The organism is Winogradskyella sp. 4-2091, assembly GCF_045765065.1.
Taxonomy (GTDB): domain Bacteria; phylum Bacteroidota; class Bacteroidia; order Flavobacteriales; family Flavobacteriaceae; genus Winogradskyella.
Window position 1 is genome coordinate 51,280 of record NZ_JBJKOD010000013.1, and the last position, 18,733, is coordinate 70,012.

At 32.7% G+C, this 18,733-nt stretch carries 11 protein-coding genes; 8 read left to right on the plus strand and 3 right to left on the minus strand.

The window, feature by feature from the left end:
• Positions 1-14 precede the first annotated feature (14 nt).
• Positions 15-3,425 (plus strand): DUF2723 domain-containing protein, encoded by a 3,411-nt coding sequence (locus tag ACJBCC_RS14620; RefSeq protein ID WP_299098635.1) that lies wholly within the window; start codon positions 15-17, stop codon positions 3,423-3,425.
• 6 nt (positions 3,426-3,431) lie between these two features.
• On the plus strand, positions 3,432-4,109 hold the full coding sequence (locus ACJBCC_RS14625) for a polysaccharide deacetylase family protein (RefSeq protein ID WP_407557593.1): 678 nt from the start codon (positions 3,432-3,434) through the stop codon (positions 4,107-4,109).
• 1 nt (position 4,110) lies between these two features.
• Here the strand turns inward: ACJBCC_RS14625 and ACJBCC_RS14630 are convergent, their stop codons facing one another.
• Both ACJBCC_RS14630 and ACJBCC_RS14635 read right to left on the minus strand, forming a co-directional pair.
• Positions 4,111-4,407 (minus strand): thioredoxin family protein, encoded by a 297-nt coding sequence (locus ACJBCC_RS14630; protein ID WP_407557594.1) that lies wholly within the window; start codon positions 4,405-4,407, stop codon positions 4,111-4,113.
• A gap of 108 nt (positions 4,408-4,515) precedes the next feature.
• Positions 4,516-5,745 (minus strand): metallophosphoesterase, encoded by a 1,230-nt coding sequence (locus tag ACJBCC_RS14635; RefSeq protein ID WP_407557595.1) that lies wholly within the window; start codon positions 5,743-5,745, stop codon positions 4,516-4,518.
• A gap of 219 nt (positions 5,746-5,964) precedes the next feature.
• On the opposite strand from ACJBCC_RS14635, the gene ACJBCC_RS14640 reads away from it, so the two are divergent.
• The 4 genes from ACJBCC_RS14640 to ACJBCC_RS14655 all read left to right on the plus strand — a co-directional run bounded on the left by ACJBCC_RS14640 (position 5,965) and on the right by ACJBCC_RS14655 (position 12,487).
• Entirely contained in the window at positions 5,965-7,914 is a 1,950-nt protein-coding gene (locus ACJBCC_RS14640; RefSeq protein ID WP_407557596.1) for a histidine kinase dimerization/phosphoacceptor domain -containing protein, read from the plus strand.
• Between the two features lie 94 nt (positions 7,915-8,008).
• Positions 8,009-8,701, plus strand: a complete 693-nt coding sequence (locus tag ACJBCC_RS14645; protein WP_407557597.1) for a LytR/AlgR family response regulator transcription factor — start codon at positions 8,009-8,011, stop codon at positions 8,699-8,701.
• Between the two features lie 144 nt (positions 8,702-8,845).
• Entirely contained in the window at positions 8,846-10,168 is a 1,323-nt protein-coding gene (locus ACJBCC_RS14650; RefSeq protein WP_407557598.1) for a hypothetical protein, read from the plus strand.
• Positions 10,169-10,669: 501 nt separating this feature from the next.
• A complete protein-coding gene (locus tag ACJBCC_RS14655) occupies positions 10,670-12,487 on the plus strand; it encodes a hypothetical protein (protein ID WP_299098622.1) in 1,818 nt (605 codons plus the stop codon).
• 107 nt (positions 12,488-12,594) lie between these two features.
• Here the strand turns inward: ACJBCC_RS14655 and ACJBCC_RS14660 are convergent, their stop codons facing one another.
• A complete protein-coding gene (locus tag ACJBCC_RS14660) occupies positions 12,595-14,007 on the minus strand; it encodes an aldehyde dehydrogenase family protein (protein WP_299098620.1) in 1,413 nt (470 codons plus the stop codon).
• Between the two features lie 275 nt (positions 14,008-14,282).
• Here ACJBCC_RS14660 and ACJBCC_RS14665 point away from each other — a divergent pair, with 275 nt between their 5' ends.
• Together ACJBCC_RS14665 and ACJBCC_RS14670 are read left to right on the plus strand one after the other, a co-directional pair.
• Positions 14,283-14,543 (plus strand): hypothetical protein, encoded by a 261-nt coding sequence (locus ACJBCC_RS14665; protein WP_299098618.1) that lies wholly within the window; start codon positions 14,283-14,285, stop codon positions 14,541-14,543.
• Between the two features lie 170 nt (positions 14,544-14,713).
• Positions 14,714-18,694 (plus strand): response regulator, encoded by a 3,981-nt coding sequence (locus ACJBCC_RS14670; protein ID WP_407557599.1) that lies wholly within the window; start codon positions 14,714-14,716, stop codon positions 18,692-18,694.
• Positions 18,695-18,733 lie beyond the last annotated feature (39 nt).

Here is an 18,733-nt window from a genome sequence, read left to right on the forward strand (position 1 = left end):
TAAGCAAGGTTTTCATGACAGATTTTAACTTTAAAAAGTGGAACAACATCTTAGGATGGTTTGTTTTTGCAGTAGCAGTTGTAGTTTACGGACTCACAATAGAACCAACCGTTAGTTTTTGGGATGCTGGAGAATATATTTTAACTTCATCAAAACTTCAAGTAGGTCATCCACCTGGAGCACCATTGTTTCAAATGTTTGGAGCTTTTTTCTCCATGTTTGCTTTAGAGCCTTCGCAAATTGGAATGATTATGAATATGATGAGTGGTGTTGCTAGTGCATTCACTATTCTATTTATGTTTTGGACCATTAGTTTATTATTGGTTAAACTCGTAAAATATCAAAAAGAAGATAGCCCAAGCAAGGCTTATGCTATTTTAGGAAGTGCTTTAGTTGGTAGTTTAGCTTTTACGTTTACTGATTCATTTTGGTTTAACGCCGTTGAAACTGAAGTATATGCGATGGCTACGTTAATAATGGCCGTATTATTTTACTTAGGACTTCGTTGGGAGCAAGAAATGAACCAACCTAGAGGAAATCGTTGGTTAATACTTATTGCTTTTGTAATTGGTTTATCTTTTGGTGTTCACTTTATGGGTTTACTTACCATACCAGCAATAGGGCTTTTATATTATTTTAAAAACTACAAAACCATTACGGTCAAAAATTTTATTATTGCTAACATAGCTTCTGCAGCTATTCTACTCTTTATTTTTAAATTATTATTGCCTTCTACGCTTAAACTTTTTGGTTACCTAGAAGTGTTCTTTGTAAACTCTATTGGCTTACCTTTTAATTCTGGTACAATAATTACTGGGTTAATGGTTATTGGTTTATTCTATTTTGGACTGAACTATACAAGGAAAAAAGATTACAAACACGTGAACACCTTAGTACTCAGCTTAATGTTTATTTTTATTGGTTTTTCATCTTGGATGATGTTACCAATTCGAGCAAATGCGCAAGTTGTTATTAATGAAAATAACCCTTCAGATGCTAGAGAACTTTTAGCCTATTATAATTTAGAGCAATACCCAGAAACACATCTTTTCTATGGTCCTCAATTTACTGAAGCCTATTCTGGTGCAGATAAAGACGAACCTTTTGTTGACGACAAGAAGAATTTTGAAAAAGACGAAGAAAAAGGTGAATATGTCATTATCAATGACTGGGAAAAAAGTAGACAAAACTACAACCATGAGCATGCTTCTATTTTACCTAGAATGTGGAGTTCAGAACATGCTGAAAACTATATGATGTTTACTGGTTTAATAGACTTTAAAGCAGATCCTTCCTTACAATCTCGTGCTTATAATGAAGCGATGAATGCGGGCTTATCGGAAGAACAATCTTCTCAATATGCATTGCAAGAAAAACAGCAGATAGATCAATTAGTTAATGACTTTAAAATGCGTGTTGCCAATCATGAGATTGATTATGAAGATTACCATCAGTTCTTAAGTCGATATGGCCAACAATATTTAGAGATTGAAAAACCTTCATTTTTTGATAACACAATGTATATGTTTCAATACCAATTTGGTTATATGTATTGGAGATATTTTATGTGGAATTTCACAGGAAGACAAGACGATATACAAGGAAGATATACTCACAAAAATGGTAATTGGATTTCGGGCATTAATTTCATAGATTCAATTCATATAGGAATGTCTCAAGACAACTTACCAACTGATGTTTTAGAAAATAAATCTAGAAACACTTATTATTTTTTACCACTCATTTTAGGATTAATTGGGTTTTTCTTCTTGATGTATTCAGATTTAAAACGTTTCTGGGTTTTACTAGTATTCTTTCTACTAACAGGACTAGCAATTCAATTCTATACCAACATTAGACCTTTTGAGCCTCGTGAAAGAGATTACTCTGTGGTTGGTTCTTTTTACGTGTTTGCAATCTGGATTGGCTTTGGCGTATATGCCATTTATGATTTATTAAAATCTAATTTTAAAACGAAGCTATTAGCACCAATCGTCACTTTAGTTTGTATAGTATTGGTACCTGGTATTTTAGCTGCCAACAATTGGGATGATCACGATCGTTCTGGGAAATATACCACAAACTCTATGGCTCGCAAATATTTAGAATCTTGTGCACCAAACGCTATTCTATTTACTATTGGAGACAACGATACTTTTCCGTTGTGGTATTTACAAGAAATAGAGGGTGTTCGAAGAGATGTTCGTGTTGTAAATACAAGTTTATTTCAAACCGATTGGTATATAGACCAAATGAAGCGTAAAGCTTATGATAGTGACCCAATTCCTTCGCAGCTTACACACAAGCAATATAGAGGCGGAACCAGAGATGTGGTTGCCTACAAAGAGATTAATGAGAGTATTGCAAGAGACACATTAGATATTAAACAATTTATGGATTTTGTATCGAGTGAGAAACCTAATACAAAACTAAAATTCGTGGTTGAAAACCAAGGTGATGACCCAAGTCGTTACCCAAAACACTTATTAAATTCTAATTACTACCCTTCTCGTAATATTAGTATACCAGTTAATAAAGAAATGGTTTTAAAGAATGGTATCGTAAAACCAAAAGATGCTGATAAAATAGAAGATTATTTATTTACAAGAATAACTGGAGGCTATCTGTATAAGAACCGACTTTTAATGCTAGATATTCTTGCAAACAATAATTGGGAACGACCAATTTATTTTACAGGTGGTGCTTTTGGTGCAGAGGACTATGTTTGGTTAAAAGATTACCTACAATTAGACGGTATGTGTTATAAACTGGTACCAATAAAGACAGCTGTTGACCAAGCGAATCCTTATGACATGGGAAGAGTAGATCCTGATTTAATGTACGACATGGTTAAGAACTGGGAATGGGGAGGAAGTGGAGAAGATATGTACTATGACATTGAAACTCGAAGAAATGGTATTACGTATAGAGGAAATTTGGCACGTTTAATAGAACAACTTATTAATGAAGACCAATTGGAGAAAGCAGAAGAAATTGCAGACATAGCTATGGAAAAAATGCCTGTAGATAAGTTTGGTTTTTACTCTTTACTTGAGCCTTATGTTAGCGCATATTATGAAGTTGGAAACAAGGACAAAGGCCGTATGCTCTATAAAGATGTTGCTAAAAAATATCAAGAAAACTTAGCCTATTATAGTAGTTTACCATTAGAAGACCAAGATAAGGTTGTAGGTGAAGATATTTACTTAGATATTCAGCGCTATCGATCTTTAATAGATATTTTGGTAATATATAATGATCAAGAATTTGCCTTACAAGAAACGAAGACCTTTAATAGCTACCTTAGCTTATTTGATGATTTAATGGCATTATATGGTAATGACACATCACAAGACATACCTAATGATATAGATATTCAGCGCGCAATTAAAGATACTATTGATAAAATTGCTCCTGAAAATTAAAATGGTATGCAAATTATTCCAGCTAAAACACCAGACTTTGTAAAAGCATTGTTCCCAAATTTTATCTGGAATATTAACACCAAGAACAAGGAAATCTATTTAACTTTTGATGATGGCCCAACACCAGAAATTACAAATTGGGTTCTAGATCTGCTGAATAAGTTTAATGCGAAAGCCACGTTTTTTTGTATTGGTAGCAATATTGATAAACATCCTGATATTTTTAATACCATAATTAAAGAAGGGCATTCTATCGGCAACCATACTTACAATCATTTAAAAGGCTGGAAACATAAAACGAAAGTATATCTTAATGATATTGAAGATACTCAAGCTTTAATTAATAGAAACATTTCTTTAATTGCTAATAAGGATGCTAATTCCCTTTCACGTGTAAAACTATTTCGCCCTCCATACGGCAAGTTTAAGTCTAAACAGAGTAAACTCATTCAAAATATGGGTTATAAAATTATTCTTTGGGATGTATTATCTTATGACTGGGACAAGTCTATTTCTGAAGAAGCTTGTTTAAATAATGTGATTACAGCAGCAAAGGAAGGTAGTATTATTGTTTTTCATGATAGTATAAAGGCTTTTCCAAATCTAAAATATGCCCTTCCTAAAGTTTTAGAGCACTTTAGTAATCAAGGCTTTAGATTTAAAAGAATTAACGAAGCTGAATAGATTAAGCAAATTCTTGAATAATTTCAATAAGTCTATTGGTGTTTTCCTTTCCACTATGACGCCATTTCATTTCGCCATTTTTATAGATAATAAGTGTTGGTAATCCTTTTACACGCAAGGCTTCTGCGAGTTCTTGGTTTTTATCCACATCTATCTTTATTACTTTGGCCTTATCTCCTAGCGCAGCAGCAACATCACGTAATATAGAATGCATGGCTGTAGATTCTTCATTCCCTTCGGTATAAAAATCCAAAAGAACAGGTATTTCAACATCTATTAATTCTCCAAATTTTGACATATGCTATCAGTTTTAGTCAAACAAATAAGTACTTCAAACAACTAATTTTAAAAGCTTATCGGTTTTAATAAAGTACGTTCTATTATAAAAATACGGAATTCTTTACAATTAAGCACTCTTAGATTCTTTTTTGAGTTCAATAACTGTGATTTCTGGCCAAATACCTACGCGTCCTGGATAACCTAAATAACCAAAACCTCTATTAACGTTGATGTGCTGACCAAGTTCTGTATAAATCCCAGCCCATTGTTTGTACCTCCATTTTGCAGGACTCCATTTTATCCAACCTGGTATTTCAATTCCAAATTGCATGCCATGCGTATGTCCACTGAGTGTTAAATGATAATGATTAGGATCTTTTAGAACTTCTGCTTCCCAATGACTTGGATCATGAGTCATTAAAATTTTAAAATCATTTTTTTCAATTAGCTTGGTTGCTTTGTTCAAGTCGCCCGCTTGTTTAAATCCACCTGTGCCCCAATTTTCTACACCAATTAATGCTAATCGTTCTCCATTTTTTTCAAGATAACGGCTTTCATTCAGCAATAAATCGAAACCAATATCTTTTTGAATTTGTTTTAAGTCTTCTAGATTTTGAGATTTTTCTTCTGGCGAATTCCAATCCACATAATCACCATAATCATGGTTTCCTAATACCGAAAATTTACCATCCTTAGCTTTAAGTTTGCTAAAAGATTCTTTCCATGGTATCATTTCAGAAGCTTTATTATTTACCATATCTCCTGTAAACAATAGCACATCAGATTTTTGTTCATTTATAAGATCTATTGCATATTCTATTTTCTCTTTATTATCAAAACTACCAGAATGAATATCACTGATTTGAGTTAGTCTGTAACCGTCAAAAGCTTCAGGTAAGTCATCAAAATGAAGCGTATAATTAAGTACTCTAAAATTATATTTTCCACGATACATGCCATACAACAATGACGAAAACGGAATAGCAGCCAAACCTAATGCTATTTGGCTAACAAACTTTCTGCGCGATGGCAAATGGAAATTAGCATCTTTAGTGGTTAGCTTTTCATATAAACCAATGGCAGATCTTATAAGGTCTTCACCTAATAATATTGGCACTAAAACAACATTAAAAGCCATAAAAGTGAGTAAAAAACCGAAAGCATAACTTTTCTCTAGTGTTAAAGTTCGTCCTTCACTGCTAATTGCAAATTGATACAAGAAATTACTTACGACTATAAAAGCGACTATAAAAAATACGTAGTAAACCCAAGTTTGTTTGGTTACTGTTTTTATAGCTTGAAAACCATAAATAGTTAATACTAAAAAAAGAACAGCAAATATTATCCAACGAATCATGTAAATTATTTAAGGTCACAAATTTAACGATATGTAATTCTAGTTATCTTATGAAAGTGTTAAAGGTTACTACACATTGAAGAAATTAAGTCTTAACGTTTTCGTTATGTAGCGTCCTCAAAATCTATTTAATAAACTGAATAGCAACTAATACTACATTTTAAAATACCACAGAAAATATGTAAATTGTAGGAAACTAACTAATAATTCCTTGCTATCTTGAAATATTTTTACTTCATTTTATTGCTAAGCCTCTCCTGTGTTTTACATTCTCAATCAAATTCTAATCAACATAAAATTATAGATTCCTTAATTAACATTGTAGACACTTATAATGATGATTTTGAAAAAATAAGAGTGCTTACCAGTAATGCAGGTCAGCTTCGATACTCTAAAGATACACGTGTTTTAATTGATAAGGCCATTAAGATTTCTAAAGCAAATAATGACAATAAACAATATGCAAATTCTTATTACTCTTTAGGGAATTTCTTCTTTTATAATAGCCAGCTAGACTCTTCCGATTATTATTTAGATAAATCCATAACTTATGTTAATGATGAAACCATGCCTTTTTTACGCGCTACGAGTTTAATGACAAAAAGTGGTATTTATATAAAGCAAGGCAACGTTCCGTTAGCTCTTGCCACTGCATTAGATTCAAAACAAGCACTAGATAAAATTGATACTTTAAAACTAGATGAATCTCAACAACGAAAGTTTAAAGGAGAAAGTTCTGTACTCAATAATTTATTAGCCAATTTTTATAATCAAATGGAAGAATTTGATAAAGCTTCTGTTTACTACGATAACGCTTACGAAGCATCATTAGCTCTAAAAGCTTATATAAATGCAGGCATTATTATTTCTAATAAAGGTGACATGCTCTTAAATCAAGGCTATAATCAAAAGGCCTTAGAACATTTTGAGGAAGGAAAAAAATTCAAAGAAAAAGGAAAAGCTCCTTTACGCTTTTTAATGAGTTCATATTTAAATATAGGGAATGCTCATTCTAAATTAAAGAATTACGAGGAAGCATTATCAAATTTAAATGAAGCGCATAATTACTATGAAAAAGCAGGTATTACAGAGAACTTAACTATTGCTAAAAATTATTTAGGCAACCTTTTTATTGAAACAGAAAATTACGACTTAGCCATTAAGAATTGTAATGAAGCTAAAGACATTGCTTTAAAAGTTGGAAATATAGAATTAACCTCTCAAGCTTGTGAATGTCTTGCTAAAGCCTATAAAGCTGCTGGAAAATATGATTTGGCATTAGAAAACTACGAACTCTACACTAAAACCAATGATTCAATTTTTAATGAGAAGAACATTAAAAAACAAACACAGCAAGAAATGCAGTATGAGTTTAATAAAACAGAAGAACTTAATGCTGCAGCGCTTCAAGCTAAGGAAAAACAAAGCAAACTATATTCTTATTTAGCAGCATTAGGCTTATTATTGGTTTTAGTTTTGAGTTTCTTCTTTTACAAAAATAAAAAGCAGAGCATTAAATTGTCTAAACAGAAAAAATTGTTAGAAGCATCGGTAGACGAAAAAAATATATTGCTCAAAGAAACGCATCATCGTGTAAAAAATAGTTTTCAGATTGTGTCTAGTTTATTGTATTTACAATCTGAAAACGTAGAAGATAAAGAAGCCAAAATTGCTATAAAAGAAGCCGAAAACAGAGTCCGTTCTATGGTCTTAATACATCAAAGACTATACAATAAAGACGAATTAATTGGAATAAATACTAAAGATTATTTTAATGATTTGGTCACTGATATTTTTGAAAGTCATCAGTTTAAAACTCAACCAATTTCTTACGAACTTGACATTGAACCTTTAGTTTTAGACATTGAAACCACAACACCCATAGGACTAATTTTAAACGAACTTATTGTCAATACACTCAAACATGCCTTTAATGAAGTTACTGAAGAAAGTAAAATACATATAGAATTCTACAAACAAGATGAGAACTTAATCCTTAAAGTTATAGATAACGGTAAAGGATTTGAAGGCGAAATAAAAAACACGTCATTTGGTATTACACTTATGAAAGCCTTATCTAAAAAACTTAAAGCATCCTTAAATTATCAATCCGAAATGCAAAAAGGTACTACAGCAACGTTAATAATAACAAAATACAAATTACTTTGAAAAAAGCATTCACTAAAAAAAGTATTATACTCACTAAAAAAAAATAATATTAAAATATTGAATCTGTAGTTTAAATTTCTAAAATAATTATAATTTGAAATCCCTTAACATTTATATTGTTGAAGACGAACCATTAATTGTATCTACAATTGAAGTCGCCTTGCGTAAACAAGGTTTTTGCGCCATTGGAGATGCAGAAGATTTTACAACTGCTTTGCGTGACATAAAATTATTACAACCAGATTTAATTCTTATTGATATCCAACTCAACGGAGAAAAGGATGGTGTGGATCTCGCTACAGAATTAGATAAAAAGAACTTGCCCTATATGTTTCTTTCTTCCCAAACGGATCCCAATACTATTGACCGCGTAAAGTATGTAAACCCGTTAGGTTATATTGTTAAACCATTTACCGAAACTAGTTTAAGAACTAATATTGAATTAGCTTGGCATAATTACAGTGAATCTAAGCAACATTTTATTGTCATTAAACACGAAGGCAGATTACATAGAATAAATCAAAACTCCATTAGTTATCTAAAGGCCTTTGACAATTATTGCTATATCATCACAAATACAAAAACTTATTTAGTTCCGCATACTTTAAAGCACATTTCAGAGCAACTAAAAGGAGACAACTTTATAAAAGCACATCGTTCTTACGTGGTAAATTTAAACCACATTCTTAGTGTTGATAAAAACACTATTACACTTAAAAATGATAGTATTCCTGTAAGTGCGTCGCAAAAAAGCTTAGTGGTAAGTAAACTGAAAACTTATAAATAAAATTTTACTCCATTCACTAAATAAAAGTGAGCATTCACTAAAAAAACTCTTTTACCAATAGTTATAAAAATAGCTTTACACTGCTATTAATTAAAGATATACCATCAATTAAAAGATGGTAATCTGACGTAAAATTTAACTAAAATGAAAGTATGTTTTTATGCAATTGTGTCATTGTTTATGGCATCATTAAATGCTCAAGATACTGTAGATTTCACAAAAAAAGGACGAGATTGGTATGTTAGTAAGTCTACTGGGTCAGGTAAACTTGGCACAAAAGAACAACCAGCCAAAGACTTAGGCAATATTATCTACTTATTAAAACCAAACGATATTATTCATATTGCAGAAGGCGTTTACAAGAGCAAAGGTAAGAGTGGTTCAGACGAAATAAATGTTCCTGTTCAAATTTATGGCGGTTATGATGTTACATTCACCAAACGTGCGCCTTGGACAGATCACAAAACCATATTTATGGGTACAAACGAATACAAAAAACTAACAACACCTCGGCTTTACATTCGTACAGACCAACAACGCGCTAAAAACGGACAACTCGCAGAAGGCGGATTAATAATAATCGATGGTATCATTGTAGACAATGGACCTAGAAATCGTTATCATCATGATAAGGACTTAGCCATCCGCAGAAAAGCAAGTCCTAAGAGCCAACAAAATCCATCACCAGAATCTGGCGGTATCGTTGTTGTGGCAAGTCATTATATGAATGTTGGTGTGCAAAATTGTGTCGTTATGAACACAGCACCAACGGAAGGCGCCATTTCCGTACGCGTAAAAAAAGGAGGAAAAGGTTACATTCGCAATAATTTATCAATAAATAACACAGGTTATGGTATCCATGCGCGCACAGGATATGTTGGCAATGACCCAAAATTAGTTCCGCAATTTGTCATTAGTAATAACACGTCTTTATTTAATTGGAAACACGATCCTGTTGCCTCATATGGAGGGAACGCTTTGGCTTTAGATAAAGAATTAACTGCCACTATAACCAATAATGTTTTTGGCTTTGGACACTTTGGTGGCATTTACAATAAAGGTGCAAATATTGTGCTGAGTAATAATCTCTTTACAGGAAACTCTAAGTACGATTATAAAGAAATAAACGACGAAATGATTGTAGATGATATTGTGGACGAAGCCGAACGTATAGATGCAAGCTCAACTGGAAATAGCACTGCTCTACTGCAAATTTCGGTAGCTGAACGTTGGGCCAAAATCTATGGTAATCGTAAGGAGTTAAGCAGAGAAGCTGTTGACGCCTCTGTAAGTGCCGCAAACTCGGGTGCAAATCAATTGCGAGGCATGCTAGGTCTTAATCTTCAAGGCAATACTACTACAATGGATGCAGAAATATTTTTACCACGTCTTCAGATTGACGAAGCCATACCTGTAGGCCTTAAAAACTGGAATGGCATTGGCTGTGCAACACCTAGATATAAATAAATCAATTACAGTAAAAGAATATAATATATCAGAAAGACAAGACTAGTTGATTTCATTTATAAATCTATCAATTACAGTTCTGCAATTAACGCTTATGCATGCAACCAAGCTAGAGATGTAGCAGATAAACTTATTGAGGCTTGAGAAAGAGAAAAATCTAAGCGCAAACAAAAATCAATCAAATTCTCTGCTTCTGAGACAGTTCAAATTGTAAAAAACAAACGGAACATTATTGCAAGAATTAGTACTACGAAAATGGAACCTCTAAAATGTTTCTTAACAAAAGCACAGTAAAATATTACTCAATAAAAAGCTTATAATCGAGGTTGAAATGTATTCACTAAAGAAAAAAAACCGTTTACTAAAAAACAATGACTAAAACAATGGTTTTGAGCTAGTTTTACGAAGCTATTAATCAGTCATTACGCTTTTTAAAACAACTTCTCTACAGATTATATACCTTAAGTTGTTTTGAAGCGGACTTCTCAAAACATATAAATTATGACCGTTCTAAACCTACGTATAAGCTTATTGTTTTCTGTTATTATTTTTACCATAAATGCCCAAGTAGGTATAGGTAACACAAACCCACAAGCTACACTAGACATTGAAGCGACTAGCCCTACAAGTCCTGCTAACAACGATGGTATTTTAATCCCTCGAATGAGTGTTTTTCCTAGTGCTCCAGGCACAACTAGAGATGGTTTGCTAATCTTCTACACTGGAGCTTCAGCATCTGGCAAAGGGTTTTATTATTGGAATGATGGTACAGGTTGGACATTCCTTACTGGTGCAAAAAATATAAATGATCTTGAAGATGGAAAATCTGACACTGATGGCTCACAAGATGGATCTTCTATATTCCTAGGTATCAATTCAGGAGCCTCAGATGATAGCTCAGATAATAGAAATGTGGGTATTGGGTATCTCGCTTTAGAAGACAATACTATAGGTTCACAAAATACAGCAATTGGTTACAACGCTCTTTTAAATAACACGGAAGGAGATTCCAATACAGCAATTGGCTCGGCAAGTTTAGATGCAAACACAACAGGCATTTGGAACACTGCTGTAGGACAAGGCTCACTTACCAACAATATTAGCGGATCCTATAATACAGCCTTAGGAAGAGGCTCACATGTTAGTAATAATTCTGGAAGTTCAAATGTAACTATTGGAGTTTGGGCATTGGGTAATAGCGCCTCAGGTAATTTTAATACTGTTATTGGTTCGGAAGCTGGAAATGCTTTATCCGGAGAAAGTAACAATACAATCATAGGTAGAAGAGCAATGAACTCATACTCCGCAGGAGGCGAAAATGTAGCCATTGGTGCTGCAACCGGGTATTATGGTAACGGCATTCAAAACACGTATATTGGAACTTCCGCAGGCAACAGTGTAGGCACAGGAGAAAGGAATGGGAGCGTTTTTTTAGGCTATGCCGCTGGTTCTTTAGAAATGTCTAGTAATAGATTATATATAGAAAATAGCTCGAATATAACACCGTTAATTTACGGTGAATTTGATAACGATATTCTTCGTGTCAATGGAGAATTACAAATAGGAGATCCTACTGCAGGAGGTTATAAATTACCAACAACAGATGGCGCGAATGCTAGCGAAGTATTAACAACTGATGGTAATGGCACACTTACATGGTCTACTCCAACGGCTACCGAATTAGATGGTGACGTAACTAATGAGCTTCAAGATCTCACTTTAGTTGGCGACGAACTACAAATCTCTAGTGGTGCACCTGCAAGTATGCGCGCTTTTATAAACCCTAAATATCCAGATGGTTTTGAAAATATAGATCCTATATCACGTGGTAGTCTCGCAACTTTATCAGGAAGTCCATACACTGTGCCTACTGGTAAAAATTTATACATTACGAATGTTTTTATGCCATATATATCAGCTCAATTAATAGTTGATGGCATAACCGTTTTAAGAGGACGACAAAATGCAAATAATTATCAAACATTGACTAGCCCTATTATAATAAGTGCTGGTAGTGTTGTAGAATCTGGTAACACAACGATTATCAATGGTTTTTTAGTAGATGCCTATTGCGAACCAGCTACATTTAATACCTCTTTCAATGTACCTTCTGATAAGATTTTTGTACTTCTCAACTTTTGCCCAGTATCGCCGTCAACAAGTAGTTACATACGAATTTCATCACGCACAGTGTACAGAGGAAATGGGTTATATACTGCCAATCCATCATATTCATCATTTTTAAACCCAATATTTGTGGACTCTGGAGAAACCGTCATGCCGGATGGAGTTGTAAATGGTTATTTTATAGATAAGTAAAAGTATTAATTTTTTAGTAATAATTATTATGTTTTTGAGCCTGACTACGCCATGGCTATGTCAGATAATAGAAAAAGCCGCTGTAGGGAGCGGCTTTTTTTCTTTCACTAAAACCACTTCACAGTAATCCTAGCCAACTTCTCTTTAAAACTAGTGTAAGGTGGAAACAACAATTCTGTAACACCAAACGTGTGTTGTTTTAAAACCGATCGTTCATTACTGAACGCTTTAAAGCCAAAAAATCCATGACTTTTGCCAATACCGCTATTATTTGTGCCTCCAAACGGTAAATTGTGATTTGCATAATGCAACACACTATTATTAATACAAGTCCCACCTGCTCTTGTGTTATTCATTATTTTCTTAATATTGGCTTTACTTTTACTATAGATGTAAAGTGCTAAGGGTCTCGATTTTGAATTGATATATGCAATTCCCATATCTAAACTCTCATAAGTTACAATAGGCAAAATAGGCCCAAAAATTTCCTCGTTTAGCAATTTTGCTTCAGGTTTTAAATCTGAAATGATAGTAGGTTCTATATATTTAGTCGCGCTTTCTGTTTGTCCTCCGACTTCAAATTTGGCTTCAAGTATTTTTGCGTTTTCGAGATAAGCATTTAATCTTTTAAAGTGCTTGTCTGTGACAATTCTTCCGTAACTATTTGACGCTTTCGGATTATCAGTATAAAAGGTTTTAAGCCATTTTTTACAAGACTCAATAAATTCTACTTTCACACTTTTATCAATCAACACATAATCTGGAGACACACATATTTGGCCTGTGTTCAAAAACTTTGCCCACATTATTTTCTTTGCCGCTTTATCAATATTTGCTGTTTTATCTACGATAGTAGGCGACTTCCCTCCTAACTCTAAAGTTACCGAAGCTAAGTGATTAGATGCTGCTGACATCACAATTTTACCCACTTGTGGTGAGCCTGTAAAAAAGATATGATTGAAAGGTAATTTTAATAATTCAGTAGAAACCTCAACTTCGCCTTCTACTAAAGCCACCTCATGTTCAGTAAAAACGTCTGCAACTATTTTAGCCATTAACGCTGAAGAATTCGGTGTCATTTCCGAAGGCTTTATAATCGCAGTATTTCCTGCTGCAATTGCAGAAACTAATGGACCAAACGTAAGGTTGAAAGGAAAATTCCATGGCGAAATTATTAAACAAACACCTTTGGGTTCGTACGTAATGTAAGAACTAGAACCCAACATAGATAATGGTGTGTCTACACTTTGCTTGCGCATCCATTGCTTTAAATGTTGCTTTGCAAATTTAATATCTCCTATTATAGCAAAGATCTCTGTGAGCTCGGTTTCTACTACTGGCTTGCCTAAATCTTGTTGTAAGGCATTTTGTATTTCTATTCTATACGTGGATTCAATTGCGGTTTTTAATGCATTCAGTTTCTGTATACGTTGTTTATAAGTACTATTCCCAATGTTATATTGATTCTGATATTGCTTAGAGAATAACTTAAAGTATGGATTATTTACAAATTCTTTCATAAAAAAGTACTGTTTACAGGTCTTTGAAGCTGTTTTTGTGTCGTTCGTCGATAGTTAAAAAATTAACGTGTTTTTCATCCTATAAAATTCAACTTTTAGCACAAATAACACTGATTCTAAAGGGCTAACGAGCCATTTTACGTATTTAGTCGATGATATTTACAAATAGAATCCTGTTATCCATTTATCGACCTGTTTCATCTAAAAATTTTAGTCACATTTAGAATCATCCGTTTCTTTGACTCGAAGTTAAAACAAATTAATTTCTTACTATTATGAAAAAAGGTTTAGTCATCATATTATTTTTAACAATGTCTCTAGCAGGTTTTGCTCAGCAAGATGCAGTTACTAACAATGAAACTGAACTTATTGAAACTGTTAAAGTTGAAAAAGTAGAAGCGAAAACAATTAGTATTTCTGCTGAAGTTAAGGCTAAGGTTTTAAAAATGAATCGTAAAAAGAGTAACGAAATTATCAGTATTAAAGCTTACAGAAAAAGTCTTCAAATTAAAGTTAAGACAGTAAAGCTTTGTTAAGAAAATGAATTAAGACGCTATTAACTATATTTTATTAAAAGACCGAAACTTATGTTTCGGCTTTTTTTTTGATTATATCAGAAACTACAATGAATAATTTATTTATAAAGCACTGATTTATAAATTATAACAAAAAAAATCACTAATTTAGTATCAGCTATTAATCATTGATGACAAATAATCTAAACATTTATTTTTCTAGATTAAGTACTACTATTCTCTTCCTACTATTGTGTTTAGTCAGTTTTAATTCTAGTGCACAAAAACTAACATTTTCTCATTTAGGTCTAAAAGAAGGTTTACCACAAGAAACTATTATTTGTATTACTGAGGACAAAAAAGGCTTCTATTGGTTTGGTACTTCAGATGGTATTGTGCGCTATGATGGTCATGATTTTTATATACCTCAGCCAGATAAACATTCAGGATTAGATATTGGTGGTTTTAGAATTGGTGCTATTTTAGCTAAAGACAATAACATATATATTGGTACTGGTCAAAATGGACTAGTAGCTTACAATATAAGTACTGAATCTACTACACAGCTTGGAGAACCAAACACTAATTGTACACGATTAATTGACTACAAGGGCTTAATAATCGCTGCTAATGCGGACAATGGTATTGGTATTATTGAAAACAACACATATCATAAAACTCATTATTTTAAAGATTATCCTAAAAAAATCACAGGTGTCTCGGTAATGAATGATCAACTTTATATTGGCAACCTTGATGGCGAAATTTATGTTGCATCCTTAAATGGTATAGGCGATTCTGGTTACGACTTATTCTTTAAAAAACTAACGACTATTGAGGCCAGCATTAATAACTTAAAAACAATTTCAGATACATTATGGATTACTACAGATAGTGGACTTTACAATTTAACTAACACTAATTTAGAGGCAAAACCTGTTCAACTTATTGAAAACCAAAGTGCCGTTAAGTATAATGTAAATACACTCATTTATGATAACAGCAGTTATTATATAGGAACAAATTCTGGATTATTAGTGGCAACATATAATAATAAAGACCTAATTGTAAATACACACTACAGAGCTAATAAAAAAGAAAACTTAAACACCGTTTCATTTGATAATATTAATGATCTGTATGTAGACAATAATGGCAACCTAATGATTGGAAGTTTTAATTTAGAAACCACTTCTATTATTAAAGATGCCGTTTTTAAAAACCCAACGCACGTTTTTAATGTAAATGATCCTTCCGTATTTGCTGTTATTGATACAAAAGATTATCTATTTACAGCAACCTCAAGCGGACTGGTTATTTCTAGTAATAACGATCAATCAATATTTAAGGTTTTTCCTAATCATAGAGTAAGAGGTTTTGTAAAAGATACCCATAATAATCTTTGGTGTGCTACTGGTAAAGGCCTATTTATCTTAAATCTCAACACATTAGATATAGAAAACCCAAATTTTATTGCAGTTCCTTCTGAAACCGATTACGCTAATCATCTCCCTTCTCATAACATAAGAAGTATTTTTAAAGATTCTAAGAATACTATTTGGGTTACCTCCTACAATAAGGGTTTTAGTAAATTTATTGGAAATGTTGAAAGTGAAAACTATGACTTTTTAAATTATAGTGCAGAGCAATTTCCTTCAAGACTAACCATTTCAATGCTTGAAGATCATCAAGGCATTTATTGGATGACAACACAAAAGGGACTAAGTGCTTTTAATATTAAAGACAACAAATTTAACCTTATAAAAAACTATGATGAAACTAACGGCCTAGCAACTAGAGGTGTTCTAAGTGCTTTTGTAGATAGTGACAAAACATTATGGATTGCGACCAGAAAAGGACTAAGTAAATACAATAGAGAAACAGACTCGTTTACATCTTTTGGTAAACGCGATGGTTTAACTAACACTTTTATATATAATATTAATGAAGACAATTTAGGGAATTTATGGCTTTCTACTAATGGTGGACTTTTTAGATTTCATAAAAACACACAAGAATTTACCAATTACAACCCTAAAGATGGTGTACAAAGTACGGAGTTTAATCTTGGAGCTGTTTACAAAAACTCAGGTAATGAAAATCTTTACTTTGGAGGCATAAATGGTGTAAACATTTTTAATCCTAATGATATTAATAAGTTAGATAAAGAAGGTCAACTTAGTTTTACACAACTAAAAGTTAAAGATACGCTTGTAACTCCGAGTGAAACTTCAATTTTATCTACAAGTATTATCAATGCAAAACAAATTGAAGTTAACCATAACGATTTTCCTATAAATTTAAGTTTTTCTGGATTAGATTTTAGACCCAATAGCAATGTAAAATACGTTTATAAACTATTACCAGACGACAAGGATTGGAATGCTTTAGACTACAAAAACTATATTCAACTTCTTACCTTATCTCCTAAGGAATACACATTGCAAATACAAGGTAAATCTAGAAACAACTTATGGCAAAAACCGCCTTTAGAATTAAGAATAAATGTAAAACCACCATGGTATAAAAGTAATTTAGCATACCTATCTTATCTGTTGTTGTTTTTAGGTATTGTTTACGCTTTTTATAGAATTAGTTTGCAACGACAAATTGCAGGTCAAGAATCTAAACGCTTACAAGAGTTAGATGATTTAAAATCGAGATTCATTACCAATATTACCCACGAGTTTAGAACACCACTTACCATAATACTTGGTTATCTTGGTAATTTAAAAGAACGATTTTCTGAAAAAGACGATGTCAATTCTTCATTAAATACTATTGAACAAAACAGTAATAGTTTACTGAATTTAGTAAATCAAATGCTGGATTTAGCGAAGTTAGAAAAAGGACAACTCAACCTCAACTTAATTCAGAATGATATTGCAAGCTATTCAAAATATATCGTCGATAGTTTTTTAAGTATTGCTTCAGACAAGAAAATAGATTTAAAATTTAACGCTGATCCAAAGAAAATCGTAATGGATTATGATGCCGAAAAATGGCGTCAGATTCTTACCAACCTTATTTCAAATGCCTTAAAATTTTCTCCAGAAGATTCTCAACTTCAAATTAACTTAAAACAACAAAACAATACACTTTTGGTTGAAGTTGCAGATCAAGGCTATGGCATATCAGAAGCAGAGCTTCCTTATATTTTTGATCGTTTTTATCAAGTAGAAAATACCGAACATAAAGTGTCTCAAGGTACAGGCGTTGGTTTAGCGTTGACAAAAGAATTGGTAGCATTGTGTAAAGGCACAATAAAAGTGCAATCTAAAATTAGTGTTGGTACAACGTTTACGCTTCAATTGCCTATTACTAATAACGCTCTTCATCAAGATTCAGATCTCAAAATTAATCCAATTTCAATCGGAACCGTTGTGCCAGATTTAGATGACGTAATTATTGATGACGATGCTAACACCGTTTTAATTGTAGAAGACAATGCAGATATGGCAAGTTACATTGCCTCTTGCTTACAACCAGATTATAAAGTGAGCTTCGCAAAAGATGGTAAAGCAGGGTTAGAATGGGCTGAAACTAACATTCCAGATATTATAATCACTGATGTTATGATGCCAATAATGGACGGTTTTGAGTTGACGCAAAAACTACAAGCCAATACCAACACCAACCACATTCCTATTATAATGCTAACTTCTAAAGCCATGCAAGAAGATAAGATTGAAGGCATTACAAGTGGTGCAGATGCGTATTTAACCAAACCGTTTCAAAAGGCAGAATTAAAACTCCGTATGCAAATGTTAATTGCTAAGCGGAAAAAGCTTCAGAACAACTATGCAGTAAATACGGTTGTAGAAAAAACCGAACAGAAAAAACCAACAACAGACAAAAAACTCATCTTTTTAAATTCAGTTATAGATGCTATTCATCAGCATTTAGATGACTCTAATTTTGGAGCCACTGAACTCGCAAAATTTATGCTAATGAGTGACTCGCAACTCTACCGAAAACTAAAAGCTATTTCTAATACAAGTACAGGAATTTTTATTAGAAAAGTACGACTAGAAAAAGCTAAAGAATCACTAAAAACCACCGATTTATCCATTTCCGAAATTGCCTATGCCTCAGGATTTAACGATCCTAATTGGTTCAGCAAAGCTTTTAAAGACGAATTTAACCAAAGCCCAACTGAATTTCGTAATTAACTGATAATCAATATTAATACATTCGTTCTGACAAAATAA